We start from the raw sequence: 21,546 nt of genomic DNA, 5'->3' as shown, positions 1-21,546 counted from the left end.
CCAGAAAAAACAAGCCGGTGAATGACGCTATGTCACGCACCGGCTTTCGTAGACTTTAAATGAAAGTGTGAGTTTAGTTCTTGGACGTCTCACGATTCACATTGCGCCGCGAGAGGGTCCGTTTTTGTGGCTTTCGGTAAATGCCCGACTGATTCGCTGAGAGACAGCGACCACTGGCCCAGGACCTCAACTCGCTAACCGATTCGGCTGCAGTCATTGCGATGGGGACCACGTTGAGTCGTGCTTCCAGCAATGTCATATCGAGCAGCCCCGCCAGCCGGCAGCAACTGCGGATCTCAGCACCGGTCCAGTCCGTATCTTCGGGACGCTCCTGCTCCGGATTGATCCCGAATAACCGAATATACTGTTCCCAGATCTGATTTTTCTGTTCCCGCCCCGGCAGATCCAGAAAGAAGATCCCGTCAAACCGTTCGCTGCGTCCGAATTCCGGCGGTAGTTTGGAAACGTCATTCGCCGTACAAACTACGAACACATCAGACTGATGATCGGCCAGCCAGGACAGAAAGGTCCCGAACATACGGGAGGAAACACCTGAGTCGCCATTACCGTTCAGTCCGGAAAACGCCTTCTCGACCTCGTCGATCATCGCCACACAGGGAGCCATCGCATCAATCACCTGCAATGCCTGCCGTGTCCGCTCTTCGGACTGCCCTACCAGCGAACCGAGAAGGTTCCCCACATCCAGGTTTAGTACAGGACGCCCTACCTCCTGCCCCAGAGCCTTACAGAACTGGGATTTCCCACAGCCGGGCGGAGACAGCAACAGAACGCCCCGTGGCCGCTTTCTGGGATCATCGCGACTCGGTTGTTGCAAAGCCCTCCTACAGAACGTTTTGAGGGCTGTGAGGCCTCCCAAATGGCTGAAATTGTCCTCACCACGGTACAGTGACAACAGACCGCTCTTTTTCAGTGCCTGCGTCTTGAGTTCCCAGACGGCATCGGCAGTGATACGTCCCTGTCGTACCAGGCTCAGGCTGAAGGCGTTCTCGGCCTCCATACGGGTCAGGCCTGCTGAGGCATCGAGTACCATCTGGAGTGCATTTCCCTCAGGCATCTCCCCGGCCTCGGTGGCAATTCCTCGGGCGATCTCTTCCAGTTGTCCCCGATCTGGTAACTCATGTTCTACTACAACGAACATTTTTTCCAGTTCGGTCGGAATCTGAACGACTGGAGCCAGCACCATTACAATTGTCCGGTTTTGCTTTCCGGCATTGATCTGACGCGATAAGGCCTGTACGACTTCTGCTGATTGCATGAACCGATGGAAATTCTGTAGAACGATGATTGCAGTTCCGTCAGGTGCCGCCAGCGCATTGACCGCACGGATCGCCGCCAGGGGATCAGAACCGGATGCCTCTGGCTCAGGCTGGCCGGGGACATTCAATCCCGCATCGATATCCCAGGTCGCCAGTTGCCACTGTTCGTCACGACAGAGCTCTGCAATTTCGGTCAGGGCTTCCTGGTGTTCGTAAGATTCAATCCAGATCCCCGTAAAGCAGGCTCGGATATATTCTGTCAGTCGGTTTCGTATATTCAAACTGTACCCCTTCCATTTTAAATAACGCTATTAAGATCTAGATTCACTCAGGAGCGTTGCTGATTGGTTTGCTGCTGGCCTGCCTGTTGATGGTATTCTGCAGTCAGCTGCTCCTCTGTTCGCTTCCCGAGCGCTGATTCAAGAAACCGGCTGGCTTCGCGGCACCCTGCTCCGGAAAAGCCTTTGGTTTCCACGCGGGTCTGGCCATCTGGGGCGACTGTGATCTCGATGATTCGAGTCATACAGCACCTCCTACCTGAACCGTGAGCCTGATGGAACCATCTGCCTGGGCCTGCTCGGTCACGGTGTGCCCCTTACGGCGTGCTTCAATCCGAGTTTTTTCAACGGCATACGACTGAAGAAACTGATTCAGGTGGCTCCGATCCCCCCAGCGTCCCTCGAAGTTGTCATATTGCAGCTTTCCACTGGTAATGTTACAGACGACAGGATACCGCCACTGCGGCAGTTCTATCCCCAGTCCGGTCGCCTGACTGCTAAAAAGTTTGAACGTCCCCTGCACCGGCGGTGGCAGCTTGAGGCGTTCACACGCTGCAGAAATGGCAACCGGGTCACGTACCTCGGTTTGGATTTGAACGATGTGAGACATATTGAATTTCTGCTTTCTGTTTTAAGAGTTCAGAGTACCGAGTCTGCTCTGAGCAGGAGCATCTGACGATAGTTCCTGGTTCTCAGTGTTCTCTGGCATCAATGATTTGGGATGAATGATCAACGGACTAGAAGAAACAAGGTCATCCAGTAAGAGTTCTGCGATTTCGTTCTCAGTCGCCGGTTCTACGGTTTGTCGCAGCAACTGCCAGCAGACAACAAGGGGTAACAGGCAGATCAGGATCATGCCGAGTCTGGAAATCGCCTCAGCGATCACAGAGTCAAAGTATCGCTGGCTGGCCAGGGATTTGCGTTCCTGCTCAAGTTGATCCCACCGCTGGTCCATGTTGGAACGCTCGACCTGGATTTCATGTTGCATTGCCACGATCTCCTGTCGCGACTGAGCATCAGCGGTCACTAACTGGCGAGCACCAGTAGCCACTTCCTCTTGCAGTTCAAGCATCTGCCGGCTCTGTTCAGCCTGATCCCTTGCTTGCTGCAGTGCCATCTGCGTGATTCGCTGATCGGGATGCTCCTGACAGCCGGTCATCAGCAACAGCGGTCCGATCAAGATCAGCAATTTCTTTGTCAGATTCTCCATGTGGCCTCCATCGAAAAAGTAAACGGTTTAAAATGTTCTGCAACGCCAAACGCAGTCGGCGTTCCTTCAGGAATGCCGCAATCGCCAACAGCAAAGCGACAGAAACAAAAGTTAATCCAACATAAGCCAATGCACGGTTCTCCTTTCTGGGGATGATTTATAAACGAGATACGAAAAGTCCTATGACTCCCTGTCTCCGCTTGGGTATTGCCTCGTTTAGTGAGTCCATCTACAGGAATCCTGTGTCTGACTGCAGGCGTAAAAAAACGCCTTGCATCACGAAATGAATGCGAGGCGTTTTATGCAACTCAGAATCTAAGTCCCCGGCCAGAGTGGACAATCAGCATGGTTACGGGAGTGTTATTCTTGAATTTTCACCAGCCTGTTAGATCCCTGATCGACTTTCAGGGTTTCTTTGTGTTTGTAGTTCGTATGGGGAAAAGATACTTCAAAGTCAATACTGTCTGGATCAAAACCCAGTCCTTCCGCTGGTGTGTAACATTTCTTGGTTTCCCCTTTCGTCCAGGAATCATAATCCCAGTACCATGTTTTTGCCTGATCTTCCTTTCGAAACGTGAGATTAACACGACACTTGGGAAGAAATGAGACTCCATTCATGGTAAATCGAGCCCCACGCTGAGTATCCCAAATGACTCCAGCTTCGTAAGGCTGGTAATCGCCCTGGAACGTCAGCTTTTCACAGCGATAAGCAACGTCTTTATCTTTTTCGTCTCCCTTGTACTTATAATAAATCCGAGTTGCGAACTGCGGTGAATAAATCGTAACTCTCATTTCTTTCACGTATGTCACTGTGGTCCTATCCACAGTTCTTCCCAGGATTTTCTCTCCGTTTTGATACCGCCCCCACATAGAGGCAGACTCAGGCCATGTTTTCAGAAAATGTACGTTTTTTCGCACCTCTCCGTCCGCGCCAGTCAGTTCCACCAAAATGGTACAATCTTCCAGGGTTTCCCCAAGATTCTTAAGAAAAAGCCAGTCATCAGGGCCAGAATCTCCCCAGGATTCATTAAAATCGACATAGATCAGCCCGGTTGAGTCACTTAAAGTAGCCGAATACTTTTCTGCAATTTTGGGAAGCATTTTTTGTGCTGCATCAATCCTGTCAATAGCGGCAAGCAACGGCTGCATTTCTGAATTCAAAGCATTCTGCTTTGCCTCTGCATCAAGGCCACGGTGATAGCCTCCTGCAAAATTTCCAAAGAATCCATCAACAAATGAACCAACAAACAGTGTTCCCTCATCGGGAGGCTTTGGCAGGGAATTTAAGTTGTCTAAACGCTCTAAGATAACGGTGACGGCGTCTCGAACCTGATCTGAAACATACATGATCTCGTTATCGTTCGATTTGATCTCACGTAAGTCCAATAAGGCAGACTGTAACTCCGCCATGACTTCTGATGTCTCACGTTTTTTCTGAAGTTGAGCTGGATCTGACTTTAGCGCCATTCCCAGATGCTTTGCAAGCACTTGATATTCTGCAGGCAAGGGTTTACTGGACGGTGTCGAGTACCTCGGAAGTCCACTTACCGTAGTATCATTACCACAGCCCGAAAGCGTGAGTGCAAGAAACAGCACGCATACAGACGCAACTATTTGATAGCCCCAAATGATTCTTTTCACGGCCCCTCTTATTCTACCTGGTAATCGCAGCATTAGTTTCTCCTCTTTCAGTAACAAATATCATCGCCCTTGCCTTCTGACTGCCCATACGTGCACACCGCATGATACTTATAGTCCGTGGTCATATCGTCGCTGTCAAGTGTTAAATACTTGCATGGCAAAACGAAAAGATATTCTGTTGAGATTTGGACAGCGGGTCCGGGAACTGCGTAGAGAGCAAGGTTACTCGCAGGAGAAGTTTGCGTATGCCTGCGAGCTGGACCGGACCTACGTCGGCGGGATCGAACGGGGAGAACGGAATCTTTCCCTGCGGAATATCGAGCGGATCGCAGAGACACTCGACATCAGTCTGGCAGAACTTATGGAAGGGGTTTGAGAAAGCTTAGACCGCTGGATCAGAAATCAGGACCAATCCCAGTTGATCGGATGAATCAACCCTGGCCTGATTGGCTGCTTGGGGAGTGTAGAACAGACGGGGAATCTTTACACTTGCAGCGTCCTGTGGACAGACGGCATATCTCAGTCGTGCTTTGATTAACTGCTGCCGTAATCGCTGAATGTCTTCCCCCCGCCAGGGTGGCTTGATACCAAGAACACCAGAATATATCGCGAACATTTCTGCATCTTCGAGGTCCATTTCTTCATACCAGTACTGCAAGGCAGCTCTGATCAGCATTATTTCTTGTCTCTGTAGCATACCATTCCTCTCTACTAACTAAAAAATGATCAGTCTTAAGAACAAAGGTATAAAAAACGCCCTGAAACAGCCAGAAAAAGCTATTTCAGGGCGTCTGAAGACACCTGTGCCGACCACTGATAGGTAATCGATCCCCTATTTATTGTGACGCGGAAATCGGTAATATTTAGTGTTGAAATCGATGAAAACTGATAAATTATCGATGTTTAATCTTACATCATTTTCGGCCTAACTGGTAACTATTGTGCAATGCACGATACCATACAATATCAGCTAGGTGAGTCCTCTATTAGAGCACATTCTCGCATCAATATACTCAAATCAAATAGAAACTCTGAAAAACCAAGTGAGAACGACGCTACTTCACCAACTCCATCAATTTGCCGTAACTGTCGACAACATCGTATTTGACCTGCTCCGATGTAATTTTCGCAAAGAATTTGCGGGCGCAGTCGATTTTGCATTCTTCGATTTTCCGTAGATCCATCGACGACATAGAGCCCTTTGTTTCGGCAATAAAATAGATGTGCTTAACCGCACCATCTTTGAAGGCGATGGCCCAGTCCGGATTGTAGTTACCGACTGGCGTCGGAATGAAGAAACTTTTTGGTAGCTTTGCGTAGACAACAACTTCAGTGCTGCTGTCTAGTTCTTTCACAAAGTTTCGCTCATTCTTGCTGTCGGTGAATACGTAGTCGTAAATATGACGCTCGGCCTTCATCGCCTTGCTGAAGTCTTCCTTGGGCTTTTCCTGTGTGAAGATGTCACTGCTGAAGGTTTCATCGACGGGGTCGTAGGCGAGATGCTCGACGATGACGGTTGCCTTCTGTTCGTTGATCAGTCTGGACGCCTTTGCAATGAAGTCTTCCGGATTCATCTTGAATTGGCTGAACGTCGCGACATTCATTCCGTGAAGAATCTTCGCGATCGTTCGACGCGTCAGTTGGGTAGATTCGCAAATCTTGCCAACCAGGTCGTACTTGACGGCGGAGTGGACTGAGGCCTTAGTAGACTCAGTTGCAGTTTCACGAAGCTTAAATGCCTCACCTTGCTTAAGAGAGTCGTAGGTGGCGTCATCGATTTGCTCGCCAGCATGGATGGTGTATTGCAGCTGGCTGATGTGCAATTCCTTGTCGAGACACTTCACGCATTTGTCAACCAGTTCATCTGTCTCAAAATGGACGGTATAGGCCGCCTTCCGGTTAATCCTATTCCAGAGCTCCTGAAACTCCTTCTTCTGGAAGTTGGTACTCAGTGGATTGGCCTTGGCCTTGCGGTCATCTTCGATATCAGGCAACTGAGCGTCGCTGAACACGCTGTCGATCAGTTGGAAGACTTCCACAGCATATGGAGCCAGTTCGGGTGGCAGTTTCGCCAACGTTCCCTCTTCATTCGCATCGTGATATGCCTGAGTGACCTTGTCCTGGTCGTCTGTGTAGTCATTCTTCACCAGGTAGCGGTATATTTGCTTGGCCAGGGCAGGCGTGACCTCAACATCACCCTCTTCAGTCTTTAATACCTTGCTCGTGAAATAGTCCTCGTCGGCAACTCGTGTTCGAGCGGAAAGGGATTCGCTTATGTCGCGTTGTAGGCCTGCAACAAAGTCTTTGTAACTCTCGTTGGCAACGACCGTCAACACATTCGTCTGGTGAACCGTGGCTGGGTCGTCCATGCGATCACCGACCTGGTTGACCGAGATCCGCATCCCTCGACCGACTTCCTGGCGGCGAGACACCGTATTGTCGCTGTGCTTGAGCGTACAGATGACAAAGACATTCGGGTTATCCCAGCCTTCCCGCAATGCAGAGTGGGAGAAGATAAAGCGGACAGGCTCATCTAGTGAAAGTAGGCGTTCTTTGTCCTTCAGAATCAAGTCATACGCATCGACATCGTCTGTCTCTCCCGCCATCTCTCCCCGAGACTTCGTTTTCGGGTCGACCAGCCGATTCTTCTTATCGATGGAGAAGTAGCCGTTATGCGTCCTGGCAGGATCGATCCCCTTCAAGTAGTTGTCATAGGCTTCCCCAAAGAGTGTCAGATTCTCGTCGAACTGCTTGCGATACTCCTCCTCAAAGATTTGAGCGTACTCACCTGGTTTTTCACCCTCATCATCGTACTGACGGTATTTGGCGACCTCGTCGATGAAGAATAGGCTGAGTACCTTGATGCCTTGGCTGAAGAGCCGCTGTTCTTTCTCAAAGTGAGCACGAATGGCTTCCCGAATCTGGATACGGCGCAGTGCCAGCTCGTTGACATCACCAGTCGCCTCTCCACACTGAAGCTCGACACCGTTGGTGAAGCTGACCGTGTCCCTAACGGCGTCGATATCCGAGATCACAAAACCCTTGTATTGATCCAAGCCACCCGACAGGTCATAGAGGTTGTCATTTCGTCCCAGGTTGCGGTGTACGCGTTTAATTCCACTGGTTTGCTTGATTTCCAGCTCCACCTTAGCCGTCGGAGGCTGAGTTCTGGCGATTTGAATCCCACCGACATACAGATAGGCATTGGTGCCGCTCAACCCCTTCACAGAGATCCCACGAACGGCAATCTTCTTTACCAGTTTCTGGTTGTAGGCATCCAGAGCGTCCAGGCGGTGAATCTTGTTGTGCTCGGTTTTGTGAGTCGCTGAATACCGGAGTATCATCAGCGGATTGAACTTCGCCATCGAGTCAACGGTCTTCTTACCCTCCATCTTCTGAGGTTCATCCAGAATCAAGATCGGCTTGTTGCTCTGAATAACGTCAATCGGCTTTCGGGACTGGAAATCGTCCAGTTCCTCATAGATACGGCGGGCGTCCTTGCCAGTCGCGTTGAAGGCCTGGACGTTGATAATCATCACGTTGATGCCGGAGTCCGACGAAAAGCTCTCCAGGTTGTGGAGCTGCTTCGAGTTATAAATGAAGAATCGCGCTCGCTTGCCGTAGTCTTCCAGGAAGTGATCCGCAGTCATCTCGAAGGATTTGTGGACACCTTCTCTAATCGCAATACTAGGCACGACGACGATGAATTTGCTCCAGCCGTAGCGAGCGTTCAGCTCAAACATCGTCTTGATGTAGCAATAGGTCTTCCCTGTCCCAGTCTCCATCTCGATATCGAGATTGATAGGAGAGACTTTGTTGCTGACAAGCGTAGAAGATACTGGGAGATTCTGGCGGCGTTGAACTTCCTGGATGTTCTTTAGAAGTTGAGCATTCGGAATAGCAACGTCAGAATTTTTGAAGCCAGCCAACTCTTCGAATACAATAGTCCTCTGTCGCTGAGAGTCTTCCAGTCCGGGGTCAATTCGGTACTGGATTCCTGAATTCTGAGACTGCCCAGCAAAGCAATCCGCCACTGTCTCTACTGCATTGGTCTGATAAGCCTGTTTTTTGAATTTGATCTTCATGCTCTTATCCCCCCTATATCGATTTCACTTCGGTGCTCGGTGAGATGAGCTTGAAAATCTGCTCGATGTTGATCTTCACACTATCATTGCCGTAGCCAGAGTCCCGAAAGACAGCACGAAGTGGCTTTCTAGTAGCGATTGTTTTGACGAGTTCTTCGTTTATGGCCTTGTCAAAACAGGCTACAAGAGCATTTTGATCAACGAAAAAGACTGTATTACCTTCGATAGTTTCTTTGGCGATTGGAAGGGAGAGATCAACTCCCCAATCTAGAAGCACCTGGAACAATAGGTCCTCTGGTATACGATCTTCTTTTATGTTCTCAATTTGGTCGAGAAGGTCACCCTGCTTGACATCGTCTGGTGCGTAATACACATCCTTCATGTTAGATGTGTCGACTTTGAGACATCGAAAACCTGCATCCACGTCGCTGCCCCCCAAACCCTTTGGCAACCTTTCTGCGCATTTCTTGATCCGAACTCGCCCAAGGTCTGCGATCGTTCTATATCCCTTCTTGTATGCAAGGGTCTTCTCGTCACATGATTCAGGCAACTGGACCATGATGAAACGTCGCGTTGTATTTTCCGAATGATTCAGATCAATCACCGCATGAGCAGTGCTGCAAGAACCAGCAAAAAAATCCATTACTATGTCGTCACCTGAGGTCAGATAGTTGACGAGTCGTCGAAGGTCCTTCCAGTTCTTTGGATTATCAAATACCTTCGCTCCCATGAGATCTTGAAATTCAACAGCAGCAGTTTGAGCGTAACTATAAAATACGCTCTGCATCACTTGGCCATCGCTCTCAAAGAGGTAACTCAATATTCGTGGTACTGTTGTCTCATCTGGCCCGAATACGATTTTTCCTGATTTGACTTCTTCCCAAAAACGCTTTTCATTCGGATAACGCCAACCACTCGTTGGAACCTTACAGGGTTTTCCCGTATCCGGATGCAAGACCTCGTATTTGGGACCACCACCACCTGGCCAGTTTATATTCCCGTCATCTCTATATGGCCCTTTAGGCCCTAGCTTTGAGAAACGTCCCAACTTCTTTCTCTCATCTGCATTTGACATGGCATTAAAGAACTGTCGCCATTCGGACTGCATGCCCTCCCAGTCTTCACCGTATTTCTCACAAAGCCTCCTAAATAATGCGTGTGCCTCGTCTAAACCGGGCTTTGGCTCACGTAAATAGGTCTTGTGCTGGAGGTGCCATTGTTTGTTTTTTGCGTATATGCACATATACTCATGGCCGACAGAGAAAAACTTAGCATCATTCTTTCGATTACGATCCCACACCAAGACTGCTAACTCATTCTCTTTTCCAAAAACTTCATCTAAGAGAGTTTTTAATGTCTCGATTTCACCGTCGTCAATGCTCACGACAATATAGCCATCCTCCGTGAGTAAATTTCTGGCAAGCTTCAGACGAGGATAGATCATCGATAACCAATCCGAGTGGAAGCGTCCATTTGTTTCGTTATTCAATACGAGTCGATTGCCAAGGTCGTCCTTTTGTGACGAACGTTGAAAATACGTCTCGCTATCTTCAGTGAAATCATCGTCGTAAACGAAATCGCTACCAGTGTTATAGGGTGGATCTATGTAGATGAGTTTAATCTGGTTCAGATACGTTTCTTGCAATAGCTTCAGGGCATCAAGATTGTCACCTTCTACAAAAAGATTTCGCGTGGTGTCGAAATCGACGCTCTCATCTCGACAGGGGCGGAAGGTTTTCGCAATTGGAGCATTGGCTGCGAGTATCGCTTCTGTCTTACCCGGCCAATTAAGGTGATACCGCTCACGAGGCCCTTCGACAATAGATCCTGAGAGCTCCTGTCGCAGCTGATCAAAATCGATCACCTTCTTGAGGTACCCGTTATCTCCAGCAGCTTCCGTAACGCAATTCGGAAATAACTCTGCAAGCCGAGCGATGTTATGCTCCGTGAAATCCGGAGAGTGCATTTTCAACTTGTCCATGACGGTTTCATTCTTTCTATCAATCAGCTAAGCAGGGCATCTAGTTCGTTCTTGACCGCGCGCAGTTCAGCATTTAGCTCAACTTTCCGGTTGAACTGCTTTTCGCGTTCCAATCGAGCTTCGAGCTTACAGCATTGATTTTCCTTAGTTCGAGCGGTGGCCAGTCGTTCCACTTGAGCTTTCAACGACTCACCATCTCTGGCCGGGAATGGCATCAGTCGACGGAGCATTTGTTCGTAAAGGCCGGCAAGATCGAGCGAGACTGGTAATGGCCCCCGCAATTCATCCCTTGGTTGCCACTCGGTATCGAAATAGTCACCCACAACCCACTTCGACGAGTAGGCGTCACTGGGCCTTTTAAAGGCTGCCATTTCTCGAACTCGGTCTTCAAACACAAGCTCGTAGAAAATCGGAAAAATGATCGCTTTGTCAATACACCTCAGAACGGCTTCGTCCAGCTTACCGGCCTTCAGCTCAATCGTGAAAATGTGAATCTCTGGGACCCCCGGTCGTGATGGCAGATTCACGGTCTCAGGAGAAAGCTTGTAATGCCAAATGATCCGACTAACTTGATCAACAAACAGCTTCTGCACCCGCCGTGTTGGCCGCGCATGCTGATAGATCTTACTCTTCGGCAAAACTTTTCCAAACGCGGCTTGTTTTGGATATAAAAACATCGTCTGACTCAATCCTTCGGGTGAATCACAAGAAACGCGACCAATTCAAAGTCATCCAGTCCGGCAATCGTGTTTACGAGCGCGGTCGTCTTATCTCCACTGAAAAGACTGTTGATATCACTGTCTTCTTTCAGGTTGATAATCGAGCCAATTGCTTTGTCGAGTAGATTGGAATAGGGCTGCATATCTCGGCCATCGTTTGTCGCCAGATTGAAGGCCTGACAAACCGCTCGGTCATACTCGGGCTTCCCCTTGCAGGCGGCGCGGGTGAGATCGAGTAATTGTTTGATCTCGGTGTAGTCGGTGACAACTTCGCCGTCGCTGCCCATATAAATCACGTAGTATGGGTGCAGACGATTGTGGCCACCGACGTTGACACTGTGGTGCCGATTCCTCAGTGTGAAGATGACTCCGGGGGGCAGGCCACGCTCCGGTTCGGCGGCCACCACAGCGTGCATGCCACTCGGAACACTGGCCAGATCGCCATTCTCCTTGACGTAATTGAGCAGGTCCATGCGGAAGTCGTTCAATCCGAGATCTGTAATGGAGACCCCCGTCTTCAGGTCCTCCATCTCGATGACTTCCTCCTGGAGCCGACGTAGCTGCTCCTTTCGGTAAGACACCTCGTTCGATTCCGTGTTCAGCAAGTTATCATCACCGGTGGCAGTCACGTCGGCGATCACCATTCTGTTCTCGACCCGTTCCTTCAGGTTGATGTACTCGTCTAACGTGATATCAGGCCAGTAATTGACGAGCTGAATACTGTCGTTCGGCGAGCCAATACGGTCAATACGGCCGAAGCGTTGGATGATGCGGACAGGATTCCAGTGGATGTCGTAGTTGATCACCATGTCGCAATCCTGAAGGTTCTGGCCTTCAGAGATGCAGTCGGTACCGATCAAGACATCAATTTCGTCCGGCTCATCGGGCAAGATCGCCGCCTTCTCTTTTGAGCGTGGGGAGAACAGGGTTAGAAGCGACTGGAAGTCATACCCCTGCCTCAACGTGCATTTTGGAGTATCCGTTCCGGACACCCGACCAGTGTGAAGCCCATGAGCGGTGAAAATGTGTTCTGCCAGGTTTTCGTAGAGATAGTTTGCCGTGTCGGCGAACGCAGTGAAGATCAGAATCTTCTTGTTACCCGGATTGATGGGTGAGGCAAATTTGCTTTCGATTTGTATCTTGAGGTGCTGAAGCTTCGCGTCATCAGCTGGTGAGATTTTTTCCATCTCCGTGAGTAACGAATCTATCAGCACTAGGTCGGCCTTCAGATCATGCTCCCACGACGGGACATCCATATCGGACAGGTTGATTTGAACTTTGCCGCCGATCTTGGCTCCATCTGGATCAAAGACATCGTCTTCGTCAGGATCTGAATTCTCCAATGCGGCAGTAGCGTCGGTGAAATTGCTCGCGTTGCCAGTGCGATTGTATCCATCGATTTTCGCAAGCGTTTCACGGTGATTTGCCTGCAACTTTTTGAGCGTAATACGAAAAGCCTCGACGGAACTTTCAAGGCGTTTCAGTAAATTGACGGTCATCAATGCCTGCAGGCTGCGCTCTCGGTCGACCTGCCTGAGTTTGCCCTTATTACCACCTTCCACCTCGGTGTCGTACAGTTCCTCGTATTTCGCCAGTCGGCTTGGCAGGATGTAGCTGATTGGTGCGTAGACAGCCAGCTTCATCAAGGATAGCTGCGTGAAGATCTCGTTGAACCCAATCACGTCCGAACGCTGCGTCAGCTGGCAGTGAAATGAGAGCGGTTTCCGACGTTCGGGGAAGGTGCCGATGTCTTTCGTGTCGTAAAACGTCTCGATGTGCTTGCGTGAACGAGCAATCGTGACACTGTCGAGCAACTCAAAGAAATCAAAGTCAAGTGCACTCAGAATCGACTCCGCCGTTCGCTCCTCGGGTGGGAGTTTAGACCACACGTTGAAAGCCGCTTGTGCCCGACGGAAAATCTCATTGATGTCCTTGTCCGTACGTAGTTTCTTTTCGATAGCCCCTGAGTCACCTTCGTAGGCTAGGGCCAGTTGGTTACGCAGATCGCTGAAGCGATTGTTGACAGGCGTCGCCGAGAGCATCAGGACTTTTGTCTTGACTCCGTCCTTAATGACAGAATTCATCAACTTGTCGTAGCGAGTCTCCCGATCCTTGTAGGCGTCGTTGTTGCGGAAGTTGTGCGACTCGTCGATCACGACTAAGTCGTAGTTTCCCCAGTTGATTCGATTTAGCTGTGTTCCAAAAGATTCCCCCGTCGTGCGTTGTAAGTCCGTGTGACATAGGACTTCATAGTTAAAGCGATCTTTGGCAAACAGGTTGGTCTTCAGGTTGCGGTTAAACGTCAGCCAGTTGTCTGCCAGCTTCTTAGGACACAACACGAGCACCGATCGATTGCGGAGTTCGTAGTACTTTATGACCCCGAGTGCTGTGAATGTTTTTCCCAGCCCAACACTGTCAGCGAGAATACAACCGTTGTAGGTTTCCAGCTTGTTGATGATCCCCGTTGCTGCATCCCGCTGGAAATTGAACATCTTGTTCCAGACCAGGCTGTCACGAAACCCAGTCATTTCGTTGGGGAGAACATCTTCATTCAAGTCTTCCAAGAACTCGTTGAAGATGTTGTAGAGCATCATGAAGTAAATACGTTCCGGTGAATTTTCCTGGTATACCGAGGCGATGTGGTCGCAGAGTCGGTCGGTGACATCCTGAAGTTTTTCAATATCGTTCCACACCTGGTCAAACAGATTCATGAAGGTAGTTGTGGCAGTCGGCTCGTCCATTTTGTTGACGATGTTCGAGACGGCATCGCCCTGTTGGTAACCCAGGTCGACTGCCGTAAAGCCGTGAAGCGGCATGTAAACCTTCTCATTGGAACTCCCCTGCACGCACGCAAACTGCTGCATCGGTGCTGTGCCTCGGTTGGATTTAAACTTTGCCTTCCGACGCATCCAATCGGCACACTCTCTGGCAATCGCTTTTTGAGTCAGTTTGTTTTTGAGCTGAATTTCAAATTCCCCGCCATAAAAACTCCGTTCTCGCTCTGCTTTGGGAATATGGAATTCACGCTTCACTCTCCTTACCTGATCCGTCACCTCGTCCGGAATAAATGTTGGAGATGTGAAGACAAATTGCAGCGACTCAATACTTTCCAGTTCTTTCTTCAATGCCTCAAATGCATAGATCGAAAAACAGGATGCCGCAATCTTAAGCTTCGATCCGGGGACGATTGTCTGCTTTAGATCGTCACCGAGCAGGTGGTTGATGTTGTCAAGTATTTCCATGGAAAGCGATTGTGCTCGTAGGGCCGGAGTTGCTTGTCAGAGGTGTGCATACAGTTTTATACGGGATGATGATTCACCTCAAGTAACTGAAATAATAAGATTTACCAATCATGTAGATCGCCCAGGAGTTATGCGTTTTCGAGCAAATATTTGCCCATATTGCTTGAGGGGCCCGATACTAATCGTTAAACAAGGCCATTGTACAAAGGGTTTGTATGTATAGCAATCTACCAAAACCACCCCAGGAGTAGAGTATTTTCCGAAACAATTAGATTTGTGTCGCTTAGTGGATAAGAGGTTAGCAGGCCATACCTAACTATTTTGCCCGGAAATCCAAGGACATCTCTGACGAATTGTTTCCGTTGATTTGAAGACCAATTGACCGGAGATTTGTTAGCAATTTCTGGGATTTATAAAGAGGAAATCTAATGTCGAATCCTTACACCAAAAAATGCAATTTCTGTGGTCAACAAATAAGAATGGCTGAAATGAAGAACGGCCAGTGGCTTCCTTTTGAGATTGACGGTAGCGGTAAGCATGAGTGCCAATCAGCTTCTGTCTCACCTGCTGTAGAAAACAAATCCTACAGGCCTGCGCATGAACCCAAAATGCAGAAACAAGAACCTGCTTTTTTCTCCCAAGAGAATGAGACACCCCAGCTCGAAGCTGCAAACAGTCGCTCTTGCATTCTTCCATTTCTAGTGTTAATTCTGTTTTTCATCCTTTGTGTCTGGCTTTTATTCTCTTGGATCTTCTGAATGGAAAACTGCTAGTACTAGAAATGGGCCTCAGTCCCAAAAACATCCCCCGATCAAACCTTGCCCTCTCTCCTCGTTCAGAATTACGTTTTCAGGAATCTTATGGTTCTGACAAGTCGCATTCTTTACCATACATTAGGAGGTTACGCAAATTCCCTCCTGAATCGCTTCATACCATTTTCTCGAATGCCTATTCCAGAAATGATTTGCACTTCCTTGGGAAGTGATATCAAGTTCTTCTTATGGTTTAGAAAGCAGTAAAGTGATTGATACTGCGATTCTCTACTAAGCCGTATCTATTGGGAGATTGACAAATGCTAACATCCGAAAAAAAACGACAAATTCGTCAATCCTTAAGGAAATGGGTTTCTACACATCAGGAAGTTGGTAAGCAGATTGAAAAGGCAACATCAGAACTTGCAGAACTCTTAGAGTTAGATGAAACACGAGACCCCAATAATATGATCAGACCTATTGTGGATCGGACTACGTTCACAGTTAGCTGGCAGGGTCGAACTTGTCGATTAGGTAATACTCTGATGTTCTGGTTATTTTATCGGCTAGTCCGCTCCACCAATTGCTACATAGCGCATGTGGAGTTATTAGACGATGTTTGGCACGGAGCCAGAGAAGCATCAACAATCAGAGGTGTAGTTAAGAGATTACGCGATGAACTGACAGCCTCAGGCATGGAAAATCTGGCATCCGCCATAGATGGAAGCGTATCAGGCTACTATGGTTTGAGATTGTTTGAGTAAAATGAGAAATCAAACGGAAATCAAACAGGGATAAAACATAAATCAAACGCAGCTACGGCATAATATTCAGAAACAGAATTTTCCTCTCTTTAGCCCTGTTTTCTGAAAGTCCGAATAATGAGCCCGCATGCGAATGATCTTCCCGATGCTAATTTGAGTTTTACTCAAGATTCGATCCGCGCCGCGCAGTACGTTCGCATGTCGACGGAACACCAGCAGTATTCCACGTTGAATCAGGAAGACACAATCCGGGAATACGCTGAAAAGCGCGGGTATATAATAGTCAAAACCTATGCGGATGAAGGCAAGAGCGGCCTAAATGTAGCTGGCCGTGATTCGCTAAAACAATTGATCGCGGACGTCCAGGATTTGAGAGCTGATTTTGATGTGATACTGGTCTACGACATCAGTCGTTGGGGACGATTTCAGGATGCCGATGAAAGCGCCTACTATGAATACCTCTGTAAGCGAGCAGGGATTGAGGTTCATTATTGTGCTGAGCAGTTCGAAAATGATGGACGGCCTACATCAACCATCATTAAAAGCGTTAAACGAGCCATGGCTGGTGAATACAGTCGTGAACTATCAGCCAAAGTGTTCAAAGGTCAGTGCCGATTAATCGAACTTGGATATCGGCAAGGTGGAAGTCCCGGATACGGTCTACGACGAATGCTTATTGATCAGGAAGGTGCGTCCAAAGGAGTCTTAAAACGAGGAGAGCAAAAGAGCCTACAAACCGATCGTGTAATATTAATTCCTGGACCTCAGGAAGAAGTTCAAATTGTAAAATGGGTGTATGAACTCTTTATCAAGAAAGGAAAACGTGAAAGAGAAATAGCGAATCTCTTAAACGAAAAGGGAATATTGACGGATCTGGGTCGGAAGTGGAACCGGGGTACCGTTAGCCAGTTGCTAACAAATGAAAAATACATCGGAAACAATATCTATAACCGAACATCCTTCAAGCTCAAACGTAAGCATGTCCAGAACTCACCTGACATGTGGGTTCGGGCAAATGGTGCTTTTGATGCGATCATACCTCCAGATCTATTTTTCACTGCACAGGGAATTATCCAAGAGCGAAACCGAAGGTTTACGGATGAAGAACTGATTGAACGCCTCAAAAAACTTGCCCAGAAGCATCCAACTCTTTCAGCCGCTCTCATCGATGCCTCGGATGATTTACCTACATCCACGACTTTTCGATCCCGATTTGGGAGTCTCATTCGAGCCTATCGTCTTGCTGGTTATACACCAGATCGAGACTACAGGTATATCGAAATCAACCGTCATCTGCGGAAACTATACCCCAACCTGATCGACGAGGTGAAACAACGCCTCGATGCCGTAGGTGCCTCTGTTACCCAGGATTCTGCCACCGATCTGCTACTGATTAACGGTGAGTATAGTGCATCAATGGTTCTTTCCAGGTGCAAACCAACTTCAGCTGGATCATTACGCTGGTTTATAAAAATCAACGAACAGGTAGCCCCCGATATTACCATCCTGGTTCGTATGGACCCAGCTAATGAACAAGTTACGGATTACTACCTGTTTCCTTTGATGGATCTCTCAGAACCGAAACTACTCCTCTGCGAAACCAATGGTATCTACCTTGATACTTATCAATTCGACAATCTGGACTATTTTACAAAACTGGCAACTCGAGAAAAGATTGAGGCTGTAGCATGAAAAACCGACGTGACTCAAAAATTCACATGATCCCCCTGGATCAAATTACTGTCCTTAACCCTAGAGAACGAGGGAAAAGAAAATTTAAGCAGATCGTTGATAATATAGAACATCTAGGACTCAAGAAACCAATCACGATCACTCCTAAAGAAACAACGAACGGAACCGAGAACTACTACCTCGTCTGTGGGCAGGGTCGGTATGAGGCCTACCAACTTTTAGGAGAAAGGGAAATCCCAGCCTTGATCGTTCATGTAACGAAAGAGGAATTACTGCTAATGAGTCTCGTTGAAAATCTAGCCCGTCGCCAGCATTCATCTGTTGAACTCGTCCGTGATATTAGTGCTATGCGGGAACGCGGTTATACATTTTCTCAAATCGCAACCAAAACAGCTCTTGATGTCTCGTATGTCCGGGGCATGATCAAACTACTCAATAATGGCGAAGAACGACTGCTTCAGGCTGTTGAGAAAGGAAAAATTCCCATCAGCGTTGCCGTAACGATTGCCAGCTCAGATGATCAGCAAATCCAGAAGGCACTAACAGACGCTTATGAAAAAAATGTATTACGAGGCAAAAAGCTACTGGCAGCACGGAGATTGGTAGAAAAACGTAAAACAGATGGAAAAGGGATTCACACTGGAAATAAAAAACGAAATGGTGACGCAGTTTCCTCAGATAAGCTCCTACGTGCTTACCATGATGAAACCGCACGGCAAAGAACCATCATTCAGAAATCTCGCTTCTGTGAAACCAGATTATTATTTGCTGTAACTGCCTTACGCCGACTCTTTGATGATGAAAACTTTATCAACCTGCTAAGAGCTGAATCGCTTGACACATTACCCGCTTATCTTGCCACTGAATTACATGGAGAGAGCCAATGACTCCACGAAAACGAATCCCGTTCGCATGTGAAACAACTGTCAGAAAGATCAAACTGAATAGTATCCTTCCATTGCATCGAATTACACCAGGTACTCGGCGGACTCAGAAATATCAACGAATCCTGTCTTCTATTAACAAGGTCGGAGTAATAGAACCACTAGTTGTACATCCACAGGATAAAAGCAATGATTATATGCTACTCGACGGGCATATTCGGTATGACATCCTTAAAGAGTCGAAAGAGGATTCAGTTGATTGTCTGATTGCTTTGGATGATGAGGCCTTTACATATAACCATAAGGTGAATCGTCTTTCAGCAATTCAAGAGCATTTCATGCTGATGAAAGCTGTTCAGAATGGCGTCTCCGAGAATGAAATCGCCGCAGCTCTTAATGTCGATATTGCTAAAATCCGAGAAAAGAAAAATCTTTTGGTTGGAATATGTTCTGAAGCCATTCAACTGTTACGAGGAAAAGAAGCTAATGCTGGCACCTTTCGTCAACTTCGAAAGGCTAAACCTATGCGGCAAATTGAAATGGCAGAGCTGATGTGCGCTTCGAGTAACTTTTCAGTCGCCTATGTAAAATGTTTGATTGCAGCAACTCCTCAAGACCAGCTAGTTGAATCTGAGCAATCGAAAGAAAGCAATGGTTTCTCACCTGCAGATATCGCGCGTATGGAACGAGAGATGGAATCTATCTGTGGAGACTTCAAACAGCTTGAAGAAACTCATGGCAAGAATGTATTGAATTTGGTCATTGTTGTAGGCTATTTAAAAAAGCTACTAGATAATGCCAGAATCGTTCGTTTTTTGGCTAACAGCTATCCTGAACTCTTAACAGAGTTTCAAAAAACTGCCGAATCTAAGAGTTTGACAGAATCACCACAATCTTGATTAGTCACCTTATGGCTGAGCCTCGCTTAGCTGCATTCAGTTGAGATGAGGAGCATTTGAATAGTAGAAATAAAGTCATCTTAGGGTTAATTGCTACGTCTCCCATGAAGAGCCCCAAGGATAGTTTTCAAAGCTCCTTGCACTACTATTTCATTATAGATTTTTGCAGCTTGTTTTTTGCTGATACGTTCACCATGGGCAGCCTTTCTTCTACCCGATATTTGAACCATTTTCATTTTCTCTACATTTGCGACGAGTACATCTACATAAATAGATTCATTTAACAAAAAACGGCTGAAAACTAACAGTTTTTCTATGTTCTCAAATGCTTTTATAAATCCATTCCACTCGTCTCTACGCTTTAGGCCAATACCTTCCAGGTCTGCTTTTGCATGTGGCCATACAGAATACCAAAGTCGAATTCTGATCTCAGAAACCATACCATTTGAGAGAGCTAGTATCGCATCCCAGTAGTTCCCTTTTTCACCCACTTTCATCTTTTGGCGATAAGCTATTTCAGCATCAATCAAATAGTCTCGTGTTTCCTCATCTAACTTATCCCATAAATCTGCTTCGAGATAAGAAATCATGTTATTTTCAGCAGATTGCCGTTCGTTTAAATGATTACCACCTAGGACCAACCTTGCTGATTCAACAATCTCCGGTGCTGAACCATCTGATCGCTGATAACGATCACTGACCACTGTGTTATTAAGCGTGAGTCTATCAGCAGCACTGAGATGACCTAGCTCCATTTTTTCCAGAAGGTCCTTGGCAGATTGAAAAGTCTTATCTGATTTCAAATCAAATCCATTCAAAGATTGAATCGACTCGAACTTATCGACAATTTGCTTAACACTAATATTCCGACTCCAGCGATTCGTGTTAAGTAGCCTTCCAGTTAGCAACGCAATACATGAAAGAAAGCACTCGATTGGGTATTTTTCCGGAGAAGAAGCTAAGAAAGCAGCTTCCCAAGCTTGATAATACCATTCAAATCCATCGCAATCTGTTTTTTCCGAAAGTAAAATCCAACAACCAGGCGGTAATAAATCATGAGAAGTGAGGAAATACGATCCCCATCTTTGGATATTTTCAAAAGCAAAAAGGAAGTCCGTATCCCAACGCCCTGCTTGAGTAGCTCTACGAATCACTGCATTTATCAGCTGTTCCTCTGAGGCTAGCCAATAAGATTCAAGGTGTCCAATATGATCATAATACGGAGGATCTGTAGGAGATTTCCATCCGAGATAATCTTTTAAGAAATCATCACAATATGAGAATATTGACACGACTCTAAATAACTGATCAGGATTGAGCGACCTACTATGCGCCCAAAACGCCTCAGCCATTTCTTCTGCTAGATCAAAGTCTTGCTGCCAACAAGCAAGTTCCCCTCTCCAAAGCAAACCGATCGGTTCATTCACATTCTCAGAGATATAATTATCGGCCCTAAAAATACATTCATTAAAAGAGAAACAATCATCTTCAAATTCATTTTTAAACAAAAATGAGACTGAAGCTCCATACCAGTTAGTGATTTGGTGATTTTTTCGTCCATCTATCCCAAGATCTTCTAGAATTTTTTTGACAACTTGATGTAGACGATGGTCATAATTTTCATCTGGAAGCTGAAAATGATTACTAGGTAATAACTCTGAAGGCAGGATTGCTTTCAACGCAACATATGAAGGGTGGTCATAACTACTAAAAGGGGATAATACTTTTGTAATCAATTGCTGATTTAACCCCATGTACTCTTCAAGTTCTCTCAACGATTCTCGAGCATTTAGCTGCACTTTTTGGTTATCTTCAAGCAATTCCTTTAAGTCGTTCATTTCAGAAGTGATTTGAGCTTGATTTAGCTCAAATGATTCACCGGCTGCTCTACTATTTTCTGTTTTAACATAGCGACTCCAATTAAAGTTGCCATGAAGTCTCTTAAACAGCTCGGTTAGGCTATCTACTTGCTCTTCATACTCAAGATGACCAAAGCCAGTAAGCACTCGATCTGCGAATTCTTCATCAATAAGTATGCCTTCTTGAATCATACTTATCAGTCTTGACACTTCATTTTTTGTCATAATCTGAAGTTCCTCAGAACCAGAATAGATTGTTTTTG

General features: G+C 47.0%; 17 protein-coding genes. 6 read left to right on the top strand and 11 right to left on the bottom strand.

What is annotated here, in order from left to right:
• Positions 1–73 precede the first annotated feature (73 nt).
• The 5 genes from ACN0YH_RS22880 to ACN0YH_RS22860 form a co-directional block, all read right to left on the bottom strand.
• Complete coding sequence (locus ACN0YH_RS22880; RefSeq protein ID WP_417381914.1) at positions 74–1,558, bottom strand: AAA family ATPase; 1,485 nt, start codon at positions 1,556–1,558, stop codon at positions 74–76.
• Between the two features lie 47 nt (positions 1,559–1,605).
• Positions 1,606–1,800: a DUF2997 domain-containing protein gene (locus tag ACN0YH_RS22875; protein WP_417381913.1), complete on the bottom strand. Its 195-nt coding sequence runs from the start codon at positions 1,798–1,800 to the stop codon at positions 1,606–1,608.
• Positions 1,797–2,165, bottom strand: coding sequence for a DUF1257 domain-containing protein (locus ACN0YH_RS22870; RefSeq protein WP_417381912.1), 369 nt, complete (start codon positions 2,163–2,165; stop codon positions 1,797–1,799). Before ACN0YH_RS22870 ends, ACN0YH_RS22875 begins: the two co-directional genes overlap by 4 nt.
• A gap of 21 nt (positions 2,166–2,186) precedes the next feature.
• The gene (locus ACN0YH_RS22865; RefSeq protein ID WP_417381911.1) at positions 2,187–2,765 is read right to left on the bottom strand and encodes a hypothetical protein; all 579 of its coding nucleotides are present in this window, start codon (positions 2,763–2,765) and stop codon (positions 2,187–2,189) included.
• Between the two features lie 360 nt (positions 2,766–3,125).
• Positions 3,126–4,253 carry a hypothetical protein gene (locus tag ACN0YH_RS22860; RefSeq protein ID WP_417381910.1) on the bottom strand — a complete coding sequence of 376 codons (1,128 nt, stop codon included), beginning with the start codon at positions 4,251–4,253 and terminating at the stop codon, positions 3,126–3,128.
• A 307-nt stretch (positions 4,254–4,560) separates the two neighbouring features.
• Between ACN0YH_RS22860 and ACN0YH_RS22855 the strand changes: the two genes are divergently transcribed.
• Positions 4,561–4,782: a helix-turn-helix domain-containing protein gene (locus tag ACN0YH_RS22855; RefSeq protein WP_417381909.1), complete on the top strand. Its 222-nt coding sequence runs from the start codon at positions 4,561–4,563 to the stop codon at positions 4,780–4,782.
• A 6-nt stretch (positions 4,783–4,788) separates the two neighbouring features.
• On the opposite strand, the gene ACN0YH_RS22850 is transcribed toward ACN0YH_RS22855, so the two are convergent.
• The 5 genes from ACN0YH_RS22850 to ACN0YH_RS22830 all read right to left on the bottom strand — a co-directional run bounded on the left by ACN0YH_RS22850 (position 4,789) and on the right by ACN0YH_RS22830 (position 14,433).
• Complete coding sequence (locus ACN0YH_RS22850; protein ID WP_417381908.1) at positions 4,789–5,103, bottom strand: hypothetical protein; 315 nt, start codon at positions 5,101–5,103, stop codon at positions 4,789–4,791.
• Positions 5,104–5,461: 358 nt separating this feature from the next.
• Positions 5,462–8,491: a type III restriction-modification system endonuclease gene (locus tag ACN0YH_RS22845; RefSeq protein WP_417381907.1), complete on the bottom strand. Its 3,030-nt coding sequence runs from the start codon at positions 8,489–8,491 to the stop codon at positions 5,462–5,464.
• A gap of 13 nt (positions 8,492–8,504) precedes the next feature.
• Entirely contained in the window at positions 8,505–10,472 is a 1,968-nt protein-coding gene (locus ACN0YH_RS22840) for a site-specific DNA-methyltransferase (RefSeq protein WP_417381906.1), read from the bottom strand.
• A 23-nt stretch (positions 10,473–10,495) separates the two neighbouring features.
• Positions 10,496–11,149, bottom strand: a complete 654-nt coding sequence (locus tag ACN0YH_RS22835; RefSeq protein WP_417381905.1) for a DUF4391 domain-containing protein — start codon at positions 11,147–11,149, stop codon at positions 10,496–10,498.
• A gap of 8 nt (positions 11,150–11,157) precedes the next feature.
• Positions 11,158–14,433, bottom strand: a complete 3,276-nt coding sequence (locus ACN0YH_RS22830) for a helicase-related protein (RefSeq protein ID WP_417381904.1) — start codon at positions 14,431–14,433, stop codon at positions 11,158–11,160.
• 428 nt (positions 14,434–14,861) lie between these two features.
• Here ACN0YH_RS22830 and ACN0YH_RS22825 point away from each other — a divergent pair, with 428 nt between their 5' ends.
• The 5 genes from ACN0YH_RS22825 (at position 14,862) to ACN0YH_RS22805 (ending at position 19,424) form a co-directional block, all read left to right on the top strand.
• On the top strand, positions 14,862–15,191 hold the full coding sequence (locus ACN0YH_RS22825; RefSeq protein ID WP_417381903.1) for a hypothetical protein: 330 nt from the start codon (positions 14,862–14,864) through the stop codon (positions 15,189–15,191).
• 314 nt (positions 15,192–15,505) lie between these two features.
• The gene (locus ACN0YH_RS22820; RefSeq protein WP_417381902.1) at positions 15,506–15,949 is read left to right on the top strand and encodes a hypothetical protein; all 444 of its coding nucleotides are present in this window, start codon (positions 15,506–15,508) and stop codon (positions 15,947–15,949) included.
• A gap of 117 nt (positions 15,950–16,066) precedes the next feature.
• Positions 16,067–17,641, top strand: a complete 1,575-nt coding sequence (locus tag ACN0YH_RS22815; protein ID WP_417381901.1) for a recombinase family protein — start codon at positions 16,067–16,069, stop codon at positions 17,639–17,641.
• Positions 17,638–18,528, top strand: coding sequence for a plasmid partitioning protein RepB C-terminal domain-containing protein (locus ACN0YH_RS22810; protein ID WP_417381900.1), 891 nt, complete (start codon positions 17,638–17,640; stop codon positions 18,526–18,528). The genes ACN0YH_RS22815 and ACN0YH_RS22810 overlap by 4 nt, the downstream gene beginning before the upstream one ends.
• Entirely contained in the window at positions 18,525–19,424 is a 900-nt protein-coding gene (locus ACN0YH_RS22805; RefSeq protein ID WP_417381899.1) for a plasmid partitioning protein RepB C-terminal domain-containing protein, read from the top strand. The genes ACN0YH_RS22810 and ACN0YH_RS22805 overlap by 4 nt, the downstream gene beginning before the upstream one ends.
• Before the next feature lie 86 nt (positions 19,425–19,510).
• Here ACN0YH_RS22805 and ACN0YH_RS22800 read toward each other — a convergent pair whose 3' ends face one another.
• On the bottom strand, positions 19,511–21,508 hold the full coding sequence (locus ACN0YH_RS22800; RefSeq protein ID WP_417381898.1) for a hypothetical protein: 1,998 nt from the start codon (positions 21,506–21,508) through the stop codon (positions 19,511–19,513).
• Positions 21,509–21,546: the final 38 nt, after the last annotated feature.

It is taken from the genome of Gimesia sp. (assembly GCF_048262075.1).
Classification (GTDB): Bacteria; Planctomycetota; Planctomycetia; order Planctomycetales; family Planctomycetaceae; genus Gimesia.
Note: the sequence above shows the minus strand (reverse complement) of the source record. Positions and strands in the feature narration are given on the sequence as shown.